Below are 18727 nucleotides of genomic sequence, written 5' to 3' on the forward strand. Positions count from 1 at the left end.
AAGCTATGCAAGAAAATAACGAACACTCATATTTTATTAATCAACTTTATCGCGATTTTTTATTACCAACTATTTTAGGGGAAGATACTAAAGAAATTTTATATTGGGCTGGTAAAAAAATTGCTAATAAATATGCTTTAAGTGATACAGAATCTTTAATTGACTTCTTTCAAATGGCTCAATTTGGGGATTTAAAGTTAATTACTGAAAAGAGAGTTGGAGCCACTTTTGAATTAAGTGGTCAAGTTGTAGAAGATCGCTTAAATAGTGACAATAAAGATTTTGAACTTGAGGCTGGTATTATCAGCGCTTGTTTAGCAAGTGCAAATCAACGCGATTGTGAAAGTAGCGTTGTTATCAATGATAAAGAAAACAAAGTTCAAATCATTGCTCAATATTAATTGCATTAAAAGAGGCTACTTCAAACGAAGTAACCTCTTTTAGTTTATCTATTAATCAGTGTATTGATCTAAAATTTCATCTAATTTCTCTTTTGGTGTATAACCAGTAATTCGATCCACAACTTCTCCATCTTTTTTAATGATTAAAGTAGGGATTGCCATAATTCCTAGATTCTTAGCTGTTGATTGATTTTCATCAACATCCATCTTAGTAAATTTTACATCTTGGCGTTCTTCTGCCAATTGATCAATAATTGGTGATTGCATCCGGCATGGACCACACCAAGTTGCCCAAAAGTCAGTTAAAACTACGCCTTCCTTAGTTTCTTCAGCAAAATTTTGATCTGTTAAAGCTTCGACCATTTTAATTACCTCTACTCTATAAAACTAATTTTTTATTTGTACTTTAATTCTATGATTAGCACTTACTTTTTGCAAGTAACTTGCTCACTATTTTAATTCAACTATCGTTGCTCCGTTACCACCTTCATTAGCAGGTGCATAGTTAAAACTTTTGACATGCCGACTAGATTTTAAATATTGCCAAACCCCTTGTCTAATCGCGCCAGTTCCAATACCATGAACAATTACCACACTACTCAATCCAGCTAACAAAGAAGCATCCATATATCGATCTAAATTAACCATAGCTTCTTCATAACGCTGACCTCGTAAATCTAACTGACTACTTGCACTTGCTCGATTAAGTTTTCGAGTAGTTCTAACAATGGTTTGCTTTTTCTTAAGAGCTTTATTTGCTTCTTTTTCAATGTCGCGATCTGTAACTTTAAGTTTCACAATTCCCATTTGAACTTCATAATCATGATCAGATAGCTTCTTAGTAACTGTACCAACTTGTCCATATGACAGAACCTTAACTTGGTCACCAACTGCAACATTATGCCGCTTTTTTTCTCTTCTTAAAACCTTATTATGAGCTAAATTATCTGCTTCCTTAGACAATTTATTAAAATCACCCTTAGCATCAATTAACTTGTTTTCTTTAATTGCTGCGCCACTGGCTTTTTGTTTTTCTAATTCCGCAATAATTGCTTCGGCTTTTTTACGTTTTTTGGCGACCACTTCATTGGCCCGTTCATTGGCAAATTCTAATTGTCTTTGTACCCGCTGATTGTAAATATCTAAGCCATCTTGTAACTTCTTTAAAAGTTCTTCAGATTTTTCTAAATTTTTAGCTAGGAATTTACGCTTAGCCGTTACTTCTTTGGTTTGTTCATTTAATCGGGCAATCATTTTATTTAGTTCTGAATCAGAGTCTTTAGTTAAGCTTTCAGCTTTTTTAACAACTTTTTCGTTCATCCCTAATCTTCTAGTAATTGCAAACGCATTTGAATAACCTGGAATACCCACTTGTAAAATGTAGGTTGGAGTCAAATTCTTCACATCAAATTCCATTGAAGCATTAGTTGTTCGATCACGATTATACCCGTAGAGCTTCAGCTCAGGATAGTGGGTAGTAACCATAATTTTTGCACCATGTTCTCGCAATTCATCCAAAATTGCAATCGCCAGGCTTGCCCCTTCTTCAGGATCAGTACCTGCCCCAATTTCGTCAATTAAGACTAAAGTATTTTTATTTACATGCTTCATGATATAGATAATATCATTCATGTGTGAAGAAAAAGTACTCAAAGACTGTTCAATAGATTGCTCATCACCAATATCTGCATAAATTTCATCAAAGACACCCACTTGGCTATTTTCGCTTGTTGGAATAAATAACCCAGACTGGGCCATTAACTGAATCAATCCCAAAGTCTTTAATGTTATTGTTTTACCACCAGTGTTAGGCCCAGTGATTAGCATCGTATCAAAATCAATCCCCAAACTAATATCATTTGGTACTACTTTTTCTGGATCAATTAAGGGGTGACGAGCTTGGCGTAAAAGAACTTCATGATTATCAGAAATTTGAGGCTGAGTAGCCTTCATTTTCTTAGCTAATTTAGCTTTTGCCTGTAAGAAATCAAGCTCTGTCAATGCATCACTAATCTTTCTCAAACATTCAGTATCTTCACCTGCCAAAGCTGATAAGTGCTTCAAAATCTTACGAATTTCTTTTCGCTCTTGTGCCAGCAAGCTTTGTTGACGATTATTTAAATTCAAAACTGCTTCAGGCTCTACAAACAAGGTTTGACCACTAGCACTTTGATCATGAACAACCCCGCCAAGCTTACCCTTAAATTCTTGCTTAACCGGCAATACATATCGATCATCACGAATAGTAACTAAACCTTCTGATAAGTACTTACTTGCCGATTTTGTCAAAGCAGTCATTTTATTTTTGATTTCTTCTTCATTAGCAGCTAAATCATGTCGCAATCTAGCTAATTCAGTAGAAGCAGAATCTAATACACTACCATCAAAATCAATTGAATGCTTTAATTCAGACAATAATTCAGCAGGTAATTGCAAGTCTTGTAAGATTTTATCAATTGCACTTAAATCAAGTTCAGCATCTTCATTTTTTTCAATAAAGTCATTAATTTCTTTCGCCAAAGTCAAAATAAGTAAGATATTCGCTAATTCTTCTGCATTCAAACTTGCCTTTACCTTTAAGCGCTTTAAGCTGCCTTCTAAGGGCTTAAAATTTACAATAGGTAATTGCCCTCTAATTCGTAATAAATTCGCTACAGCACGTGTTTGGGACAGCATTAGCCTGACTTGGGCAGAGTTATCACTAGGTTGTAAATCTTGTGCTTGCTTTTTGGCTGTATCAGTAACTGCTTCTTGAGCTAATTTTTCAGTAATTCTTGGATATTCTAGTATCTTTAAAATCTTATGATTCATATTCCCTTTTACCTATAAAAAAGGACCGGCCTAAACCAGTCCCTTTAATTATTCACCGCTTAAACGATCATCATCTAAGAATGTGTTCAAGACTCCTTGAACCATGGCCCATTCTTCATCAGATTCAATTTCATGTAAGTCGCTACTTGTTACATCACCATCTGCATTTGCATCATAGCTAAAAGCTTGAACTTCAATATCTTCATCTTCAGCAATTGCAGCTGGATATAGTAACACATAACTCTTGTCATAATCGTCTGAATGAAAGGTGAATAAAATTTCAAATAATTCTTCATTACCTTGGTCATCAACTAAGGTAATTTGGCGATCTTTGTCATCGCCTGGATTAATTGTTGCTGCCATCAGTGTTCCTTCTCTTTAAATCTAAATAATTCTGTAAAATTAAAACCGCCGCCATTTGATCAATGACTTCTTTTCTTTTCTTGCGGTCATGGATTTCAGCTTCTTCAATCAAAACGCGATCTGCTTCAATTGTTGTCAAACGTTCATCAGAATAAGCAACTGGTAATGAAAACTTGTCTTCTAGTCTCTTACCATAATTCTTACTTCGACTCACGCTTACCCCATCAGAACCATCCATATTTTTGGGTAGACCTAGTACAAAACCAGTTACATCATATTCTCGCACTAATTTTTTTATTGCTTTCATACCAAAATTGTGTCGAGTTTCATCAATTGAAATTGTTTCTAGTTTTTGTGCAGTAAGCCCTAGCTCATCACTAATTGCTACACCAACGGTCTTTGAACCAACATCAAGGCCTAATAAACGCATTACTTATCCTTGCCTAAGTAACTCTTGACTAATTCCTCGATAATTTCATCACGTTCATGTTTCAAAATCAAATTACGTGCATCATTATGCCGAGGAATATAAGCTGGGTCGCCAGAAAGTAAGTATCCTACAATCTGGTTAGTTGGATTATAACCTTTTTCTTCAAGAGCACTATAAACATCTTGTAAAGTATCATAAACATTTTTGCCTTTATTTTGATTGAAATCAAAATGCATAGTTTTATCTAGCGAACTCATTTTTCATTCCTCCTATGGCAATTCTACTTGAAAAACGCGGTTAAAACAATTAATTTTACTTGTTAATCTCGTTAATTACGGCTGCAATTGCATCTTTAAGGCCTGCAGGGTTCTTACCACCAGCTTGTGCCATGTTTGGACGGCCACCACCGCCACCACCAAAGATAGGAGCTGCAACCTTAATTAAATTGCCTGCCTTAAGCCCTTTATCTAAAGCAGCGTCAGTTAAACTAATAACCATATTAGCTTTACCATCATTTGCACAAGCAAGAACTAAAACATCACTCTTGTTAGAAGATTTCCAGTTATCAGCAAGTTCACGTAAATCGTTCATACCATTTACATTGGCAATTGCTGCGATAACCTTTAAACCATTAACTTCTTGAACATTTTCAAAAATATCACTTGCTTTTGCTGCATTAATTTCTGATTCAAGTTCGCTAGCCTTCTTTTGACTAGCATGTAATTCTTCTTCAAGTGAAGTAATCTTAGTCTTAATATCTTCAGCTTTAGTAGCCTTAACTTCTTTCTTGATTTCTTCAAGTAAAGCATCACGATTTGCAAGATATTCGTAGGCCTTTTCGCTAGTTACAGCTTCGATTCGGCGAATACCGGCACCAATTGCTTGTTCAGAAATAATCTTGAAGATACCAATTTGGGCAGTATTTGCACAGTGAGTACCACCACAGAACTCGATTGAGAAGTCATTAACTTGAACAACGCGAACCTTATCACCATATTTACCGTTAAAGAGAGCTAATGCACCCATCTTCTTACCAGTTTCAGGGTCAGTAATAGTAGTCTTAACTTCAATATTTTCCCAAATTTTTTGGTTAACTAAACGTTCAACAGTTTCAATTTCACGTGGTGTCATTGGGTCAATAGCAGTGAAGTCGAAACGTAAGAAGTCAGGATCAACTAAAGAACCAGCTTGGTGAGTATGTTCACCTAAAACTTCACGTAATGCTGCGTGAATCAAGTGAGTTGCAGTATGTGAGTGACGCAAGCCTTCACGGCGGTGAGCATCAATCTTTAAGACATATTCCTTACCCTTTTCCATTGGCAAAACAAGGTCAACAAAGTGCAAGTTTTGGTCATTTGGAGCATGTTGCACATCGATAACCTTAGCAACTAAGTCACCATCTTGGTCATAAATATCACCATGGTCAGCTACTTGACCACCACGTTCTGCATAAAATGGAGTCTTATCAAAAATCAAAGTTGCAGATTCGCCATCAGCCTTATCAACTAACTTGTCGTTAACCACGATGTCAATTAACTTAGCATGCTTTTCTTCGTAAACGCCGTATTCAAATTCTGACTTGTCCTTAATGTTCATCAGGGTTTCATCTTGACGCCCCATTGATTGTAAGTCACCACGAGCTTTTCTAGCACGTTCTTTTTGAGCTTCCATTTCCTTATCAAAGCCAGCTTTATCAACTTTTAAGCCCTTGTCTTGAGCAGCTTCAAAAGTTAATTCATATGGGAAACCGTAAGTATCAAATAACTTGAAGGCATCCTTACCAGAAATAGTCTTGTCGTCATTTGCACTTGCTTTTTCGATTAAGTCATCAAGTAAAGTTAAACCTGATTCAAGAGTAGCACCGAAGCGGTCTTCTTCATTCTTAATTACTTTTTGAATGAATGGAGCTTGCTTCAAGACTTCTGGGTAGTGACTTTCCATAACTTTACCAACAACTGGTACTAATTTGTAAAGAAAGGCTCCGTTAATACCTAAACGCTTACCGTTTAAGTCAGCACGTCTAATTAAACGACGTAAAACATAGCCACGGCCTGAGTTTGATGGAAGTGCACCATCGCCAATTGCAAATGAAACTGCACGTACGTGGTCAGCAATAATCTTAAAGGCAACGTCATCTTCCTTGTTAGTTGCGTATTTCTTGCCAGCACTCATCTTTTCAGTTTCATGAATCATTGGCATGAATAAGTCAGTTTCAAAGTTAGTTGGGGCATCTTGCAAGATTGAAAGTACCCGTTCAAGACCCATCCCAGTATCGATGTTCTTGTGTGGTTGATCAACATATTCACCATTTGGTAAGTGGTTGTATTGTGAAAACACAATGTTCCAAATTTCAAGGTAACGTGCGTTTTCACCACCTGGGAAGTTTTCTGGGTCATCTTCAGCTACGTCGTTATTTTCTTGACCACGGTCGTAGAAAATTTCAGTATCAGGACCACATGGACCTTCACCAATATCCCAGAAGTTGTCTTCTAACTTGATAATGTGGTCTTTTGGCATCCCTGCCTTTTCCCAAACTCTTTGAGAATCAACGTCTTTAGGGTAAACAGTACAGTAAAGCTTATCCTTGTCTAAACCAAGCCACTTAGGACTAGTTAAGAATTCCCAAGCCCAAGGAATAGCTTCATCTCTAAAGTAGTCACCAACACTGAAGTTACCTAGCATTTCAAAGAAAGTTTGGTGACGAGCAGTCTTACCAACGTTTTCAATATCGTTAGTTCTGATTGACTTTTGTGAACTAGTAATTCTACGGTTCTTAGGAACAACTGAACCATCGAAATACTTCTTCATAGTTGCAACCCCAGAGTTAATCCAAAGTAAAGTTGGATCATCTTGTGGGATTAATGATTGTGATGGCAAAACCATGTGACCATGTTCTTTAAAGAAATCAAGGTACATTTGCCGAAACTCTGAACTTGTAAGCTTCTTCATCGTTATCTCCTTAAATAAAAAAACACTATTGCACATATTCAAGGACGCCAACGCGCGGTACCACCTTGATTGCAACAGTGTTTGTTACCACTTTAATATCGAAATTTAAGAACTTAAAGGAGCATTTTTTACTTCTTATTAGGATTTCCCACCAAAGCATCCCTCTCTGAAAATAAGTTCAGTAAAAAACATATCTTAAGCTGAAAATAATTTTACTACTTAGCCATTATTTGTCAACGCGTTTGCGCTTGCGACGACGTTTTTCAACTCTTGCCTCATGACGTTTTTCAAGCTTTCGCTTTTGCTTAGCATCTTCAGCAATTGCTTTTTTAATTTTCTTTTTATAACCTGGCTTTTTCTTAACCTTAGCCTTTTTAACATATCCAATTAGACGATTATCTAACTTATGATTAGTTGCACTTCTTTGAATACGACGGCGATAGTGAGTTCTTTCTACTAATTCGTCGTTCTTCAATTCAACAAAGTTAAATTGAACACCAACGTGTTCTAATTGGCCAACTAAATTCATTTCTTCTTCACGGATTAAAGTAATAGCATGCCCCTTTAATCCATTCCGACCTGTTCGTCCAATTCTATGAATTACAAACTCTAAGTCTTTAGGTAATTCATAGTTAATTACTAAGCTGACACCATCAATATCAATTCCACGAGCAGCTAAGTCAGTTGCAACAACATATTGAAAGTCGCCTTGGCGCACTAAACGTAAGGTTCTCTTTCTTTCACGTTCAGTAATCCCGCCATGAATCTTAGCTACTCTCAACCCTTGATCTTGCAAGTAGCTGGTAATTTCATCAACTTTAGTCTTAGTATTGGCAAAAACTAAGGCTAGGTATGGTTGCCCCATTGTTAACAACTTGTACAAAATATTCTTTCTGTCTTTAGAACCAATATCAAGCAAGTCATTTTTAATTGTAGGAGCAATAACAGCCGGATTTTCAACAATAATTCTTTCGGGTTTTTGCATATATTTACGCAAAAAGTTATCAAGCTTAACTGGAATTGTTGCAGAAAATGCAGCAATTTGTACAGTTTTAGGCATACGTGCTGCAACTTGATCAATATCACCTAAAAATCCCAAATCAAGTGACATATCTGCTTCGTCAATAATAAAGCACTTAGTATTTTCTAAGTTGATAATCCGCTTTTTAGCAAAATCAAGTAACCTACCAGGAGTAGCAACTATAACTTGTGGTGCCTTACTTTCTGCCTTAGAAATTTGGCGTTCACGATCACTACCACCAGCTAAAAGAGAAATTGAAAGATCTAAATTACTTGCATCTCTCAATTGCCGCGCAACATTATAAAGCTGTTGGGCTAACTCACGACTGGGAGCAGTAATAACTATTTGGGTAGTTTGACTGCTTGGAGCTACTTCATTAAGAGCGGGAATTAAGTAAGCATGAGTCTTACCAGAACCGGTTGCAGCTTGAACTAGCATATTCTTACCAGTCAAAAAGACAGGAATAACTTCTGCTTGAACCTTAGTTGGCTTTTTAAAGTTTATTTTTTCAAGACCTGCTTGAAGATTTGCGTTAATTCGTGAATCTAAAAAAATATTATTCATGTTCTTCCTTATACTTGTTTGTAACATCAATTAATTCCGCAAAAATTTGTTTAATTTCTGCTTCATCTTTGGCCTTAGCACCACTTGCTAAAGCATGGCCACCACCATTATGCTTAGCAGCTAAACCATTAATAACTGGGCCCTTTGAACGATAATGTACTCGATAAGTACCATCTTCTAATTCAACAATTACACTCCAAGTCAAAATATCTTTAATTCTACCAGGAGTTGAAACAGTTACAGAAGCTTCTTCAGTTGTAACTCCCATCTTCTTCAAGTCAGCTTGGGTTAGTACTGCATAAGCTGCTCCTGACTTATCAACTGTCATGTAGTCTAATACGCTACTTTGAAGTTTGGCTTGCTTGAAAGTTACATCACTGATGTTTCTAGCGATTTGAGTCAAATCAATACCAGTCTTTGCAAGCATTGCTGCAATTTCAAAGGTGTGAGCAGTTGTTTCTGGATACATGAAACGTCCAGTATCGCCAACAATTCCGGCATAGATTGGCAAAGCAACTTCAGCAGTAATTGGCATCTTTTGGCTAATCAAGAAATCAGCAATAATTTCACTTGCTGCAGGAGCTTGATCATTTACATAATATAAATCACCATAAGGATCAACATTAGGGTGGTGATCAATCTTAATTAAAAAGTCCCCCATATCGTAGCGTTGGTCTGAAACCCGTGGTCGATCAGCTGTATCAGTTGTAATAACCAATGCTCCCTTGTAGTCTTCATCCTTGATATCGTCGCCCTTATTAATCCAAGTTAAATCGCCCCAGTCAACACCAGCATATAAAACTCGCTTTTCTGGGAATGCCAATTTAATCGAACGTCCAAGCCCAGCTTGTGAACCAATTGCATCAGGATCTGGACTAATATGACGATGTAAAATGATTGTGTCATATTCTTTAATTTTGGCATAGATTTCATCAAAAGTAGTATTAGACATAATAATGTGCTCCCTTATTAATAAATTCAATATAAATTCTATCAGATAAAAAATATATTTTACCAATCAGTTGAAAATAAACCAAGATTTATTTCTGCATATCGAATACTTTCAAGCTGGCTAACACTAATTCCCAATAAGCGAATGCCGGCAGTCTGATAATCGACCTGCCTAAGTAATTCATAGCTAGCTTGATAAATCACTTGTTCATCACTTGTGAATTTAGGTAAAGTTTGTCGCTTAGTTTTGGTAACAAAATCTGGAGTTCTTACCTTAATTGTTACTACTTTACCTTGCAACTTTTTTTCTTTTAGCTGCTTACTAATGACTTCAGCAAAATTTCTTAAGTTACGTAAAATTTCATTTTGGTCAAATAAAACTGGTAAATAAGTATTTTCACGGCCAATTGATTTTCGCTTGCGCTGCGCCTTAACTGGTGAAAAATCAATTCCATGTGCATGAAGTGCTAATTGATAGCCAAATTTTCCAAATAAGCTTGTTAACTTTTTTACTGATAATTGTTGTAAATCTCTACCAGTCTGTAGCCCTAATTCTTTAAAAGTTCCTTGCGTCTTTTTCCCGACCCCAGGGAATTTCTTAATCGGTTGGTCTGCAAGAAAAGCCACGGCTTCTTGCGGCAGAATTACACTTCTACCAAAGGGCTTGGCATACTCAGAACCCATTTTGGCTAAAAATTTATTGTAACTAACACCAAAACTAGCACCAAGATGCAACTCTTTGTATATTCTCTCTTGCATATAACAGCCTAATTCAATTGCACTAAAGTTACCTAGTTTATTATTAGTTACATCCATGTATGCTTCATCTAAAGCTACACTTTCCACTTGATCAGTTACAGCATGCATAATTTCATGAACTTGAGCTGAAACATGCCGATATTTATCAAAGTTCGGTGTTACAAAAACTAACTTATCTTTGGGTATTTTTCTAACGGCTTCAATTGCTGGCATTGCAGAATTTATACCATATTGCCGAGCAAGATAATTTGCAGTCGCAATTACCCCATGACCATTATATTCACGAGGATCATGAGCAATTACTAACGCCTTATTTTTAAGCTCAGGATTATCTCTCATTTCAACTGAAGCATAAAAAGCATCCATATCTAAATGGATAATTTTGCGATGAATATCATTTTTAGGAAGTAAATCCATTATTCATAAATCCATCGTTCAGTTGGGGTTTCAAAAATTTCACTAGCTTGTTTTGGTCCCAATTTCCCTTGTGGATATTGAATTAATTTATCGATAGTTTTGTTTTCACCTTGCCAAGCATCTTCAACTGCATCAATAAATTCCCAGAACTTAGCAAGTTCACTCCAGTGAGTGAAGTTAGTTTGATCTCCCACAAAAACATCATGAAGTAAACGTTCATAACCATCTGGAACTAGTGAATTTTCATAATCTGAAAATTCATAAGCTAAATTTTCACGACGAATTCCAGGCTCAGAAATCCGTTTACCATTGATTGTGAAATAAATTTCACTCTTAGGATCAATAATGATAGTAATGTTATTAGAATGAGCTTGTCCATACAAGTTGTTCATATGCTTTAAGACAATATCAATCCGGTTCTTCTTTTCTCGCAGCTTTTTACCAGTTCTAAAGTAAATTGGAACATTAGCTAATGATCCTTTAGTAAACTTCACTTTCCCGGCTGCAAAAGTTTCTGTTTTAGAATCAGGAGCAACATTTGGTTCTTGTAAATAGCCAAAAGTATCATCTGTTCCGGCATATTGCGCTCTAACAAAGGCTGTCTTTATTTCATCAGCTGAAGGAATAACCATGCTATCAAGTAATTCTTGCTTCTTAGCATGAATAGCTTCTGAAGTAAGTGCAGTTGGTTCACCCATTGCTAATAAAGTAATTATTTGGAAGATATGATTTTGGACCATATCGCGCAAGGCACCAGAAGTTTCATAGTATCCACCACGTGCTTCAACACCTAGATTTTCAGCCAAAGTAACTTGAATATTTTTGATATATTCACCTGACCAAATATTCTTAATTAATGGGTTGGATAAGCGCATTGGTAAAATATTTTGAATCATTTCTTTACCAAGATAATGGTCAATTCGATATACAGAATTTTCATTGAATGAGGCCTTAATTTCTTCATTTAATTCACTAGCTGAAGCAAGATCGCGGCCAAAAGGTTTTTCAACCACAATTCGGTTGAAGCCACTGCCAATTAACTTTTGGTCATTAATATGAGTTGCAATTGTTCCAAAAAAGCGAGGAGCCATTGCCATATAAAAGATGCGATTACCTTGAGCGCTATAACGACTATCTAAGTCATTAGCTAAATCTTTAATTGCTTGGTAATGTTCAGTATTTGTTACATCATGTGATTGGTAATAAAAATGACTTGCAAACTGCTTTAAGTGATTTTCATCAACTTCTTTATTATTTTCATGAACAGCATCCATAACTTGCTCACGTAAATAATCATGACTCCATGGCCTACGCGCCGTCCCAATTACTGCAAAGTTATCTTTAATTAAGTCTTGTTCATATAAGTTAAATAAAGCTGGATACAATTTTCGATGGGCCAAATCACCACTACCACCAAAAATAGTCATAATTACTGGTATATTTTTCATAGTCATCCCTTCTAAGTCTTACTCACATTCATAAATAATTTTACAACATTCTAGTTTTAGACATAGAAAAAACGCCTCACGGCGTCTATCTTACTTGTCTTCGTTAGCTTGTTCTTCTTCTGAAGCAGCCTTTTCTTCAGTTTCTGCAGGATTTACTTCTTGCTTAGGTGCAGATTCAACAACTTGACGAACTGCCATCTTACTAAAAGTTAAGAAAATTCCATCAGCATCAACAACAACTGTCTTGTCCTTGTCATTAACTGAATCAATCTTAGCATGTAAACCACTTACTAAGATAACCTTGTCGCCCTTCTTAAGCTTAGAAAGCATGTCCATTGCTTGTTGTTGACGCTTCTTTTGTGGCTTAATCATGAAAAAGTATGTAAAACCAACTAAAACAATCATCATAATGATTGTTGAATAACTACCAAAACCGGCTGCTGCAGCCATAAATGAAATATTCATTTTTTCACCTCATAAAAATATCTACTTTATATTATACAAAACTATACAAACTTTACTAGAAATTAACTTTAACTTTCTTCAGGAAGTGGTATCCCCAGTTGCAAATAAGCTTTCTGAGTGGCTACCCGACCACGCGGTGTCATCGTAATAAACTTATGCTGAAGCAAATATGGCTCATAAACGGCTTCAATTGTGTCTGTATCTTCTCCAATATTTGCTGCCAAAGTTCTAATTCCAACTGGTCCACCGTGATAAGCTTCAATAATTGTTCTTAAAATCTTGCGGTCAGTTAAATCTAGCCCTTCATTATCAACTTGCAATTGATCTAAGGCATACTTGGTTGTAGCCAAAGAAATTTTATTTTCTTCTTTAACTTGTGCATAATCTCTTACTCGCTTCAAAAGTCGATTGGCTACTCTTGGCGTTCCCCGACTTCTTCTAGCTAATTCATGGGCAGCTTCTTTACCAATTTTAGTGGAAAAAACTTCACTAGAGCGTTGAATAATCTTTTCTAAATCGCCAATTGTGTAGTATTGCATATGCTCAACAATTCCAAAACGATCCCTCAATGGCGCAGATAAGTCACCAGCCCTAGTTGTAGCCCCAATTAAGGTAAACGGAGGAAGTGGCACATGCACTGCATGACTTGTTGAACCTTCTCCAACTACAATATCAACATAATAATCTTCCATTGCTGAATAAAGGATTTCTTCAATTGGCTTTGCCAAACGGTGAATTTCATCAATAAACAAAACATCCCCTGGGTCAAGATCAGAAAGTAAAGCTACTAAATCACCAGCTCGCTCAATTGCGGGACCAGAAGTATTTTTTAAATTAACTCCTAATTCATTGGCAATTACAAAGGCCATAGTCGTCTTACCTAAACCTGGTGGACCATAAAGTAAGACGTGATCAAGGGCTTCATCTCTTTTCTTAGCTGCTTGAATATAAATCTCCATTTCAGATTTAACTCTTTTTTGACCAATGTATTGGCTAAAAGATTGGGGACGTAAACTTAATTCATCTTGTAAGTCTTCTTGTTCTTCTTCACCAGCTACCACTCTGCTATCTTCGTCCATCATTTCACTTCCTTAAATTGATTTTTATTGGCTATTTTTTCTTAAGTAACAGCTTAAGTCCTTCTTTAATATACTCATCAGCTGTGTCATAAGTTGATTTTTCAAGTTTTGGCTTAACTTTTTCGACTTCTTTTTTAGTATAGCCCAAAGCTGACAAAGCTAATAAGGCATCACTAAGAGCTTGAGAGGTATCAGCAGTAAATAGATCTTGTTCAACATAACTACCTAATTTTCCCTTTAAATCAAGCACAATTTGTGAGGCAGTCTTTTTTCCAACTCCTGGGAATTTAGTTAAGTAATTAACTTCTCCATTTTCAATCGCCTTAGCAAGCGAATCGCTACTTTCAGCAGCCATAATTGCCATGGCACTTTTAGGTCCGATTCCACTTACACTAAGGAGCTTCAAAAATAATTGTTTTTCATCGCCACTTTCAAAGCCATATAAACTAATGTCATTATCACGTACAACTTGCTCAACATAAACCCGAATCCGTTGGCCTTCACTATAACTATATGGCTTGGCACTATAAATCTTAAAGCCTTGTCCACCTACATCTAATGCAATGAAACTTGGCGTAATGATCGTAACAGTTCCTTCTAAATATTCATACATTCTTATTCACCTTTTTTAAACATATGGTCAAGTTCCGTATCGGTAATTTTGACAATAATTAGTTGTCCAAATGGATCATAATATGGATCAGCTAAACTCGCTAGTTGTTCTAGCATGCTTTGGGCGCCTTCTTTAGTAAGCTTTTCTTTGCGCACTCGCCTTTTTACTTCGGCTTTAGCTAGACTAGCTTTAATGCCAGCTAAATTGTCTTTTTTACTAGTTAAAAATAAATCCAGCAGTTCACGAATATTGCGCTCAGATTCATCTTTTAGCCAAAGTGGATAACTTGGCAAAAGAAGTGAATTTTGACCAAAATCTTCTAAAATTAACCCAATCTCTCTAAGCTCGGATAAGTGATTCTTAATTTCTAAATAATCTTCACTACCAAAATCTAAAACAAGTGGTGTTAGTAAGGTTTGCTGATAATCTGTCTCCTGCATTTGCTTTAAAATATCGCAATACTTCAAAGCGCGCTCAGCACTAACTTGATCAATTAAGTATAAATCATCTTCATTACTTGCTAAAAGATAAGCTCCGACTTGTCCACAATAAGTTAAATATGGCAATGAATAAGCAATCTTTTCATCACCTTTAGTTAATAAATTATCTTCTTTCTTATTAGCTTTTTTGGTAAATGGCGTTAGGCTTACTTGAATAGCGACATTTTTATCCCAACTAGCAGTTAAAACATAGCGATCATCTTCTCGAACTTGATTTAAGTCAACATAGCTCACTTCTTGATCAGAAATTTGCTTTTCTTCTTTAGCTGGCTGCTCTTCATAAGTCCGAGTTGTATCAACTACATTTTTGTTAAGGTTAAAAGCTAATTGGTCTTGTCTATCTACTTCTTTATTTAAATTCGCTAAAGCACTTACTTGACTAGTATTTTCTAATAAAGCAGTAGAAATTCCTTCTGTAATCAGCCGACTAAGTTCTTTTTCTTTTGATAATCTAACTTGTTCTTTAGTGGGGTGCACATTTACATCAACTAAAAATGGGTCAAGCTCAATCAAAATAACAGCTATTGGATAGCGACCTTGAGCAATTTTACTACCATAACCGGCTAAAATCGCCTTAGTTAATTGGTAATTCTTAATGTAACGCCCATTGAGCAAAATCGATACAAAATTTCGATTTGATCTTGTAGTCTCAGGCGTAGATAATAACCCACTTACCTTGAAATCTGGGTCTTCTTTACTAAATTCAATCATGTCTTTAGCAATAAAACGCCCATAAATATTTGCTAAATCTTGGCGTAAGTTATTATTACCTGGCGTTTTTAAAAGCAGTTTACCTTCATTTTTTAAGGTAAAGGCAATCTCACTATGTCCAAGTGCTAGACGATTTACAATGTCCACAATTTTCATTGTTTCGGTTCGTGGACTCTTTAAATATTTCAACCGAGCTGGCGTATTGTAGAACAAATCACTAACTTTGATTTCAGTTCCCTTGGTACTAGCATGAGTTTCTTCGCTTAGCTTTTCCCCACCAGCAAATTCAGCCTTCACACCTTTAATACCATCAGTACTCGTTATTACTTCTGTATGTGACACAGCAACAATTGAAGCTAACGCTTCTCCACGAAAGCCCAGAGTTGCAATCTTAAAAAGGTCACGTTCTTTGCTTATTTTGCTGGTAGCATGACGGCGAAAGGCTAAGTCTAAGTCTTCACTTGCAATACCACTACCATTATCGCGAACGATTACTTCTTTTAGACCAGCATCAATAAATTCAATCTCAATTTGACTAGCTTTAGCATCAATTGCATTTTCAACTAATTCTTTAACTACACTAGCTGGTCGTTCAATAACTTCACCAGCCGCAATCTGGTTGGTTAAAGTTTCCGATAATTCATGAATTTTCGCCATTAGTCTTCATCCTTTAAATCTTGTTGCCAAGATGCTACTAATTGCATAACTTCTAGTGGCGTCTTATCAGCCAAGTACAAGTTATTAATATCTTCAATTACTTGCTTTTCAGTATCGGAGATGGCTTCATCACTAGTAGTTTCTTCAGTTTCACTACTATCACTAAAAAGATCTAGCTGCAAACTAGCTGGTTCAAGCCCATTAGCACCTTGCGCTTCAAGCCTCTTTAGCATTTTGCTTGCTTCGCGTAAGACTTTATTAGGTAAGCCAGCAAGTTGAGCAACGTGAATGCCGTATGATTGATCGGCTGGTCCTGGCAAAATCTTATGTAAGAAAATTAGCTTGCCATTTTCTTGAGTTGCACCAACGTGAATATTCTTAAGATGATCTAGTGTTTTTTCCATATCAGTTAATTCATGATAGTGTGTCGCAAATAAAGTCTTAGCACCAACCTTGTCATGTAAGTACTTCACAATAGCCCCTGCAAGCGCCATTCCGTCATAAGTCGCAGTACCACGTCCAATCTCATCAAAAAGGACAAGTGAGCGCTTAGTAGCATTTTGCAAGGCTTCATTAGCTTCGCTCATTTCAACCATAAAGGTGGATTGTCCACTAATTAAATCATCGGCTGCCCCAATTCTAGTAAAGATCTGATCAAAAATTGGCAGAGATGCTTCAGTTGCTGGAACAAATGAGCCTACTTGAGCCATTACAGCTATTAAAGCCATCTGTCTCATGTAAGTACTCTTACCTGACATGTTAGGCCCTGTAATTAAGAAAACGCTAGTATCATCAGCCATTTGAATGTCGTTGGGGATGTAGCTGCCGTCAGCAAGCACTTTTTCAACTACGGGGTGACGACCTGCAATTACTTTAATTTCTTGACTATCTTGGTGGAAACTTGGACGGCAATAATTATTTTCTTCTGCAACTGTCGCAAAACTAGTCAAAGCATCTAAGCTGGCAATTGTGTTACCAAGTTCTTGTAATTTAGGGATGAAGGTCTTGATGTATTCACGCAAGTCAGAAAAGATTTGGTATTCAAGATCCGTTGACTTATTTTCAGCTTCTAAAATTAAATTTTCATGCTCTTTAAGTTCTGGCGTAATGTAGCGCTCTGACCCAGTTAAAGTCTGCTTACGAATGTAGCGACCTTCTGGCACCTTGGCAATATTTCCCTTTGAAACTTGGATAAAGTAACCAAAGACCTTGTTGTAGCCAATCTTTAAATTTTCAATCCCTGTCGCCGTGCGCTCTTGTGCCTGAAGCTGAGCAAGCCAGGTCTTCCCATTATTCATCGCATCACGATAACGGTCAAGCTGTTCATTGATACCTTCACGAATCAATCCACCATCAGTAGTTAAAATTGGTGGATTTTCCACAATTGTATCTTTAATCTTCTTAGCTAACTCTGATAAATCAATAATTTGATCTGCAAAATTAGCTAAATCTTCATCGCCACTTTCAAATAAGGCACTTTGAATCTGAGGAATTGCATCTAAAGAACGTGACAATTGCAAAAGCTCACGTGCATTAGCACTACCAAAGGCAATGCGCCCAGTTAAACGCTCTAAGTCATAAACGCCCTTTAGTGCATCCTTGACAGCTTCTCGAATAAAGTAGTTATCAAGCATTGCTTGAACAATCTTTTGGCGCTTTTCAATTTCGCTAATTGAAAGAAGGGGCCGCGCTAACCACTGCTTAAGAAGACGCCCGCCCATTGCAGTATTAGTCTTATCAAGTAACCAAAATAGTGACCCCATCTTCTTACCAGTCTTGGCACTGGCTACTAATTCGAGGTTATTTTGAACAACGTGGGACATTTGTAAATATTGCGAAACTTCATAGCTCTTGGCAATCTGTAAGTGAGCTAGGCTTCTTTTTTGAGTAACTAATAAGTAAGTTACTAGCTGCTTAGTGGCATCTTTTTCAGCTTGATTACTTAACTTTTGAATTGCATAGGAAACTTCGGCATGCTTTTCTTGGTCTTGAATAGGAGTTGAAACTGTAATGTTACTCTTTTTTAAGACGTCCTTTTGACTATCAGAAAGACTACCTTCAAAAACTACTTCTTTAGTTCGCAGAGAAAGCAATTCATTTAGCACATCAGCAAAACTCTTCAAATGAGTCGTGAAGATTTCCCCAGTGGATAAGTCAGAATATGCTAAGCCAAAGCCACTCTTAGTGGAAAAAACAGAAGTTAAATAGTTACTTTCCTTAGCACCATTCGGACCTTCATTCATCATGGTTCCTGGAGTTACTAACTGAATGATTCCACGCTTAACCATCCCTTTAGCTTGCTTAGGGTCTTCAAGTTGTTCACAAAGAGCAACCTTATAACCTTTTTCCACTAAAGTATTCACATAAGAATCCACAGCTTGGTGGGGAACTCCAGCCATTGGAATTGGATTTTCGGTTTTGTTTGAACGGTGGGTTAAGGTTAATTCTAAGATTTGCGCACCCTTAACTGCATCATCTTCAAAAAGTTCATAAAAGTCCCCGACACGATAGAACAAAAAGGCATCAGGATACTGACTCTTGATGTCGTAATATTGCTTCATCATAGGTGTTGTTTCTGCCATTTAATT

The 18727-nt window shown here is 36.5% G+C and carries 16 protein-coding genes; 1 reads left to right on the plus strand and 15 read right to left on the minus strand.

Features of this window, described 5'->3' with window-relative positions; all coding sequences use genetic code 11:
- The first annotated feature begins 5 nt into the window (after positions 1-5).
- Positions 6-401: a YslB family protein gene (locus FC45_RS03985; protein ID WP_006585702.1), complete on the plus strand. Its 396-nt coding sequence runs from the start codon at positions 6-8 to the stop codon at positions 399-401.
- A 51-nt stretch (positions 402-452) separates the two neighbouring features.
- Here the strand turns inward: FC45_RS03985 and trxA are convergent, their stop codons facing one another.
- The 15 genes from trxA to mutS all read right to left on the minus strand — a co-directional run bounded on the left by trxA (position 453) and on the right by mutS (position 18703).
- A complete protein-coding gene (gene trxA, locus FC45_RS03990; RefSeq protein ID WP_006585701.1) occupies positions 453-764 on the minus strand; it encodes a thioredoxin in 312 nt (103 codons plus the stop codon).
- Positions 765-851: 87 nt separating this feature from the next.
- The gene (locus FC45_RS03995; protein ID WP_006588238.1) at positions 852-3212 is read right to left on the minus strand and encodes an endonuclease MutS2; all 2361 of its coding nucleotides are present in this window, start codon (positions 3210-3212) and stop codon (positions 852-854) included.
- 48 nt (positions 3213-3260) lie between these two features.
- Positions 3261-3575, minus strand: a complete 315-nt coding sequence (locus FC45_RS04000) for a DUF1292 domain-containing protein (protein WP_006585700.1) — start codon at positions 3573-3575, stop codon at positions 3261-3263.
- Complete coding sequence (gene ruvX, locus FC45_RS04005) at positions 3559-4005, minus strand: Holliday junction resolvase RuvX (protein WP_006585699.1); 447 nt, start codon at positions 4003-4005, stop codon at positions 3559-3561. The genes FC45_RS04000 and ruvX overlap by 17 nt, the downstream gene beginning before the upstream one ends.
- Positions 4005-4262 (minus strand): IreB family regulatory phosphoprotein, encoded by a 258-nt coding sequence (locus FC45_RS04010; RefSeq protein WP_006585698.1) that lies wholly within the window; start codon positions 4260-4262, stop codon positions 4005-4007. The genes ruvX and FC45_RS04010 overlap by 1 nt, the downstream gene beginning before the upstream one ends.
- 55 nt (positions 4263-4317) lie before the next feature.
- The gene (gene alaS, locus FC45_RS04015) at positions 4318-6954 is read right to left on the minus strand and encodes an alanine--tRNA ligase (protein ID WP_006585697.1); all 2637 of its coding nucleotides are present in this window, start codon (positions 6952-6954) and stop codon (positions 4318-4320) included.
- Between the two features lie 226 nt (positions 6955-7180).
- Complete coding sequence (locus FC45_RS04020) at positions 7181-8539, minus strand: DEAD/DEAH box helicase (RefSeq protein WP_006588237.1); 1359 nt, start codon at positions 8537-8539, stop codon at positions 7181-7183.
- Positions 8532-9491 (minus strand): DHH family phosphoesterase, encoded by a 960-nt coding sequence (locus FC45_RS04025; protein WP_006585695.1) that lies wholly within the window; start codon positions 9489-9491, stop codon positions 8532-8534. The genes FC45_RS04020 and FC45_RS04025 overlap by 8 nt, the downstream gene beginning before the upstream one ends.
- Before the next feature lie 59 nt (positions 9492-9550).
- A complete protein-coding gene (dinB, locus tag FC45_RS04030; RefSeq protein WP_006588817.1) occupies positions 9551-10666 on the minus strand; it encodes a DNA polymerase IV in 1116 nt (371 codons plus the stop codon).
- Positions 10666-12114 carry a glucose-6-phosphate dehydrogenase gene (gene zwf, locus FC45_RS04035; protein ID WP_006585693.1) on the minus strand — a complete coding sequence of 483 codons (1449 nt, stop codon included), beginning with the start codon at positions 12112-12114 and terminating at the stop codon, positions 10666-10668. The genes dinB and zwf overlap by 1 nt, the downstream gene beginning before the upstream one ends.
- Positions 12115-12204: 90 nt before the next feature.
- Positions 12205-12579 carry a preprotein translocase subunit YajC gene (gene yajC / locus FC45_RS04040; RefSeq protein WP_006585692.1) on the minus strand — a complete coding sequence of 125 codons (375 nt, stop codon included), beginning with the start codon at positions 12577-12579 and terminating at the stop codon, positions 12205-12207.
- Between the two features lie 68 nt (positions 12580-12647).
- Positions 12648-13661 (minus strand): Holliday junction branch migration DNA helicase RuvB, encoded by a 1014-nt coding sequence (gene ruvB, locus FC45_RS04045; protein ID WP_006585691.1) that lies wholly within the window; start codon positions 13659-13661, stop codon positions 12648-12650.
- Positions 13662-13689: 28 nt separating this feature from the next.
- Positions 13690-14271 carry a Holliday junction branch migration protein RuvA gene (gene ruvA / locus FC45_RS04050; RefSeq protein WP_006588236.1) on the minus strand — a complete coding sequence of 194 codons (582 nt, stop codon included), beginning with the start codon at positions 14269-14271 and terminating at the stop codon, positions 13690-13692.
- 2 nt (positions 14272-14273) lie between these two features.
- Positions 14274-16139: a DNA mismatch repair endonuclease MutL gene (gene mutL, locus FC45_RS04055; protein WP_006585689.1), complete on the minus strand. Its 1866-nt coding sequence runs from the start codon at positions 16137-16139 to the stop codon at positions 14274-14276.
- Positions 16139-18703 carry a DNA mismatch repair protein MutS gene (gene mutS / locus FC45_RS04060; protein WP_006588818.1) on the minus strand — a complete coding sequence of 855 codons (2565 nt, stop codon included), beginning with the start codon at positions 18701-18703 and terminating at the stop codon, positions 16139-16141. The genes mutL and mutS overlap by 1 nt, the downstream gene beginning before the upstream one ends.
- Positions 18704-18727: the final 24 nt, after the last annotated feature.

The organism is Lactobacillus jensenii DSM 20557 (assembly GCF_001436455.1).
GTDB lineage: Bacteria > Bacillota > Bacilli > Lactobacillales > Lactobacillaceae > Lactobacillus > Lactobacillus jensenii.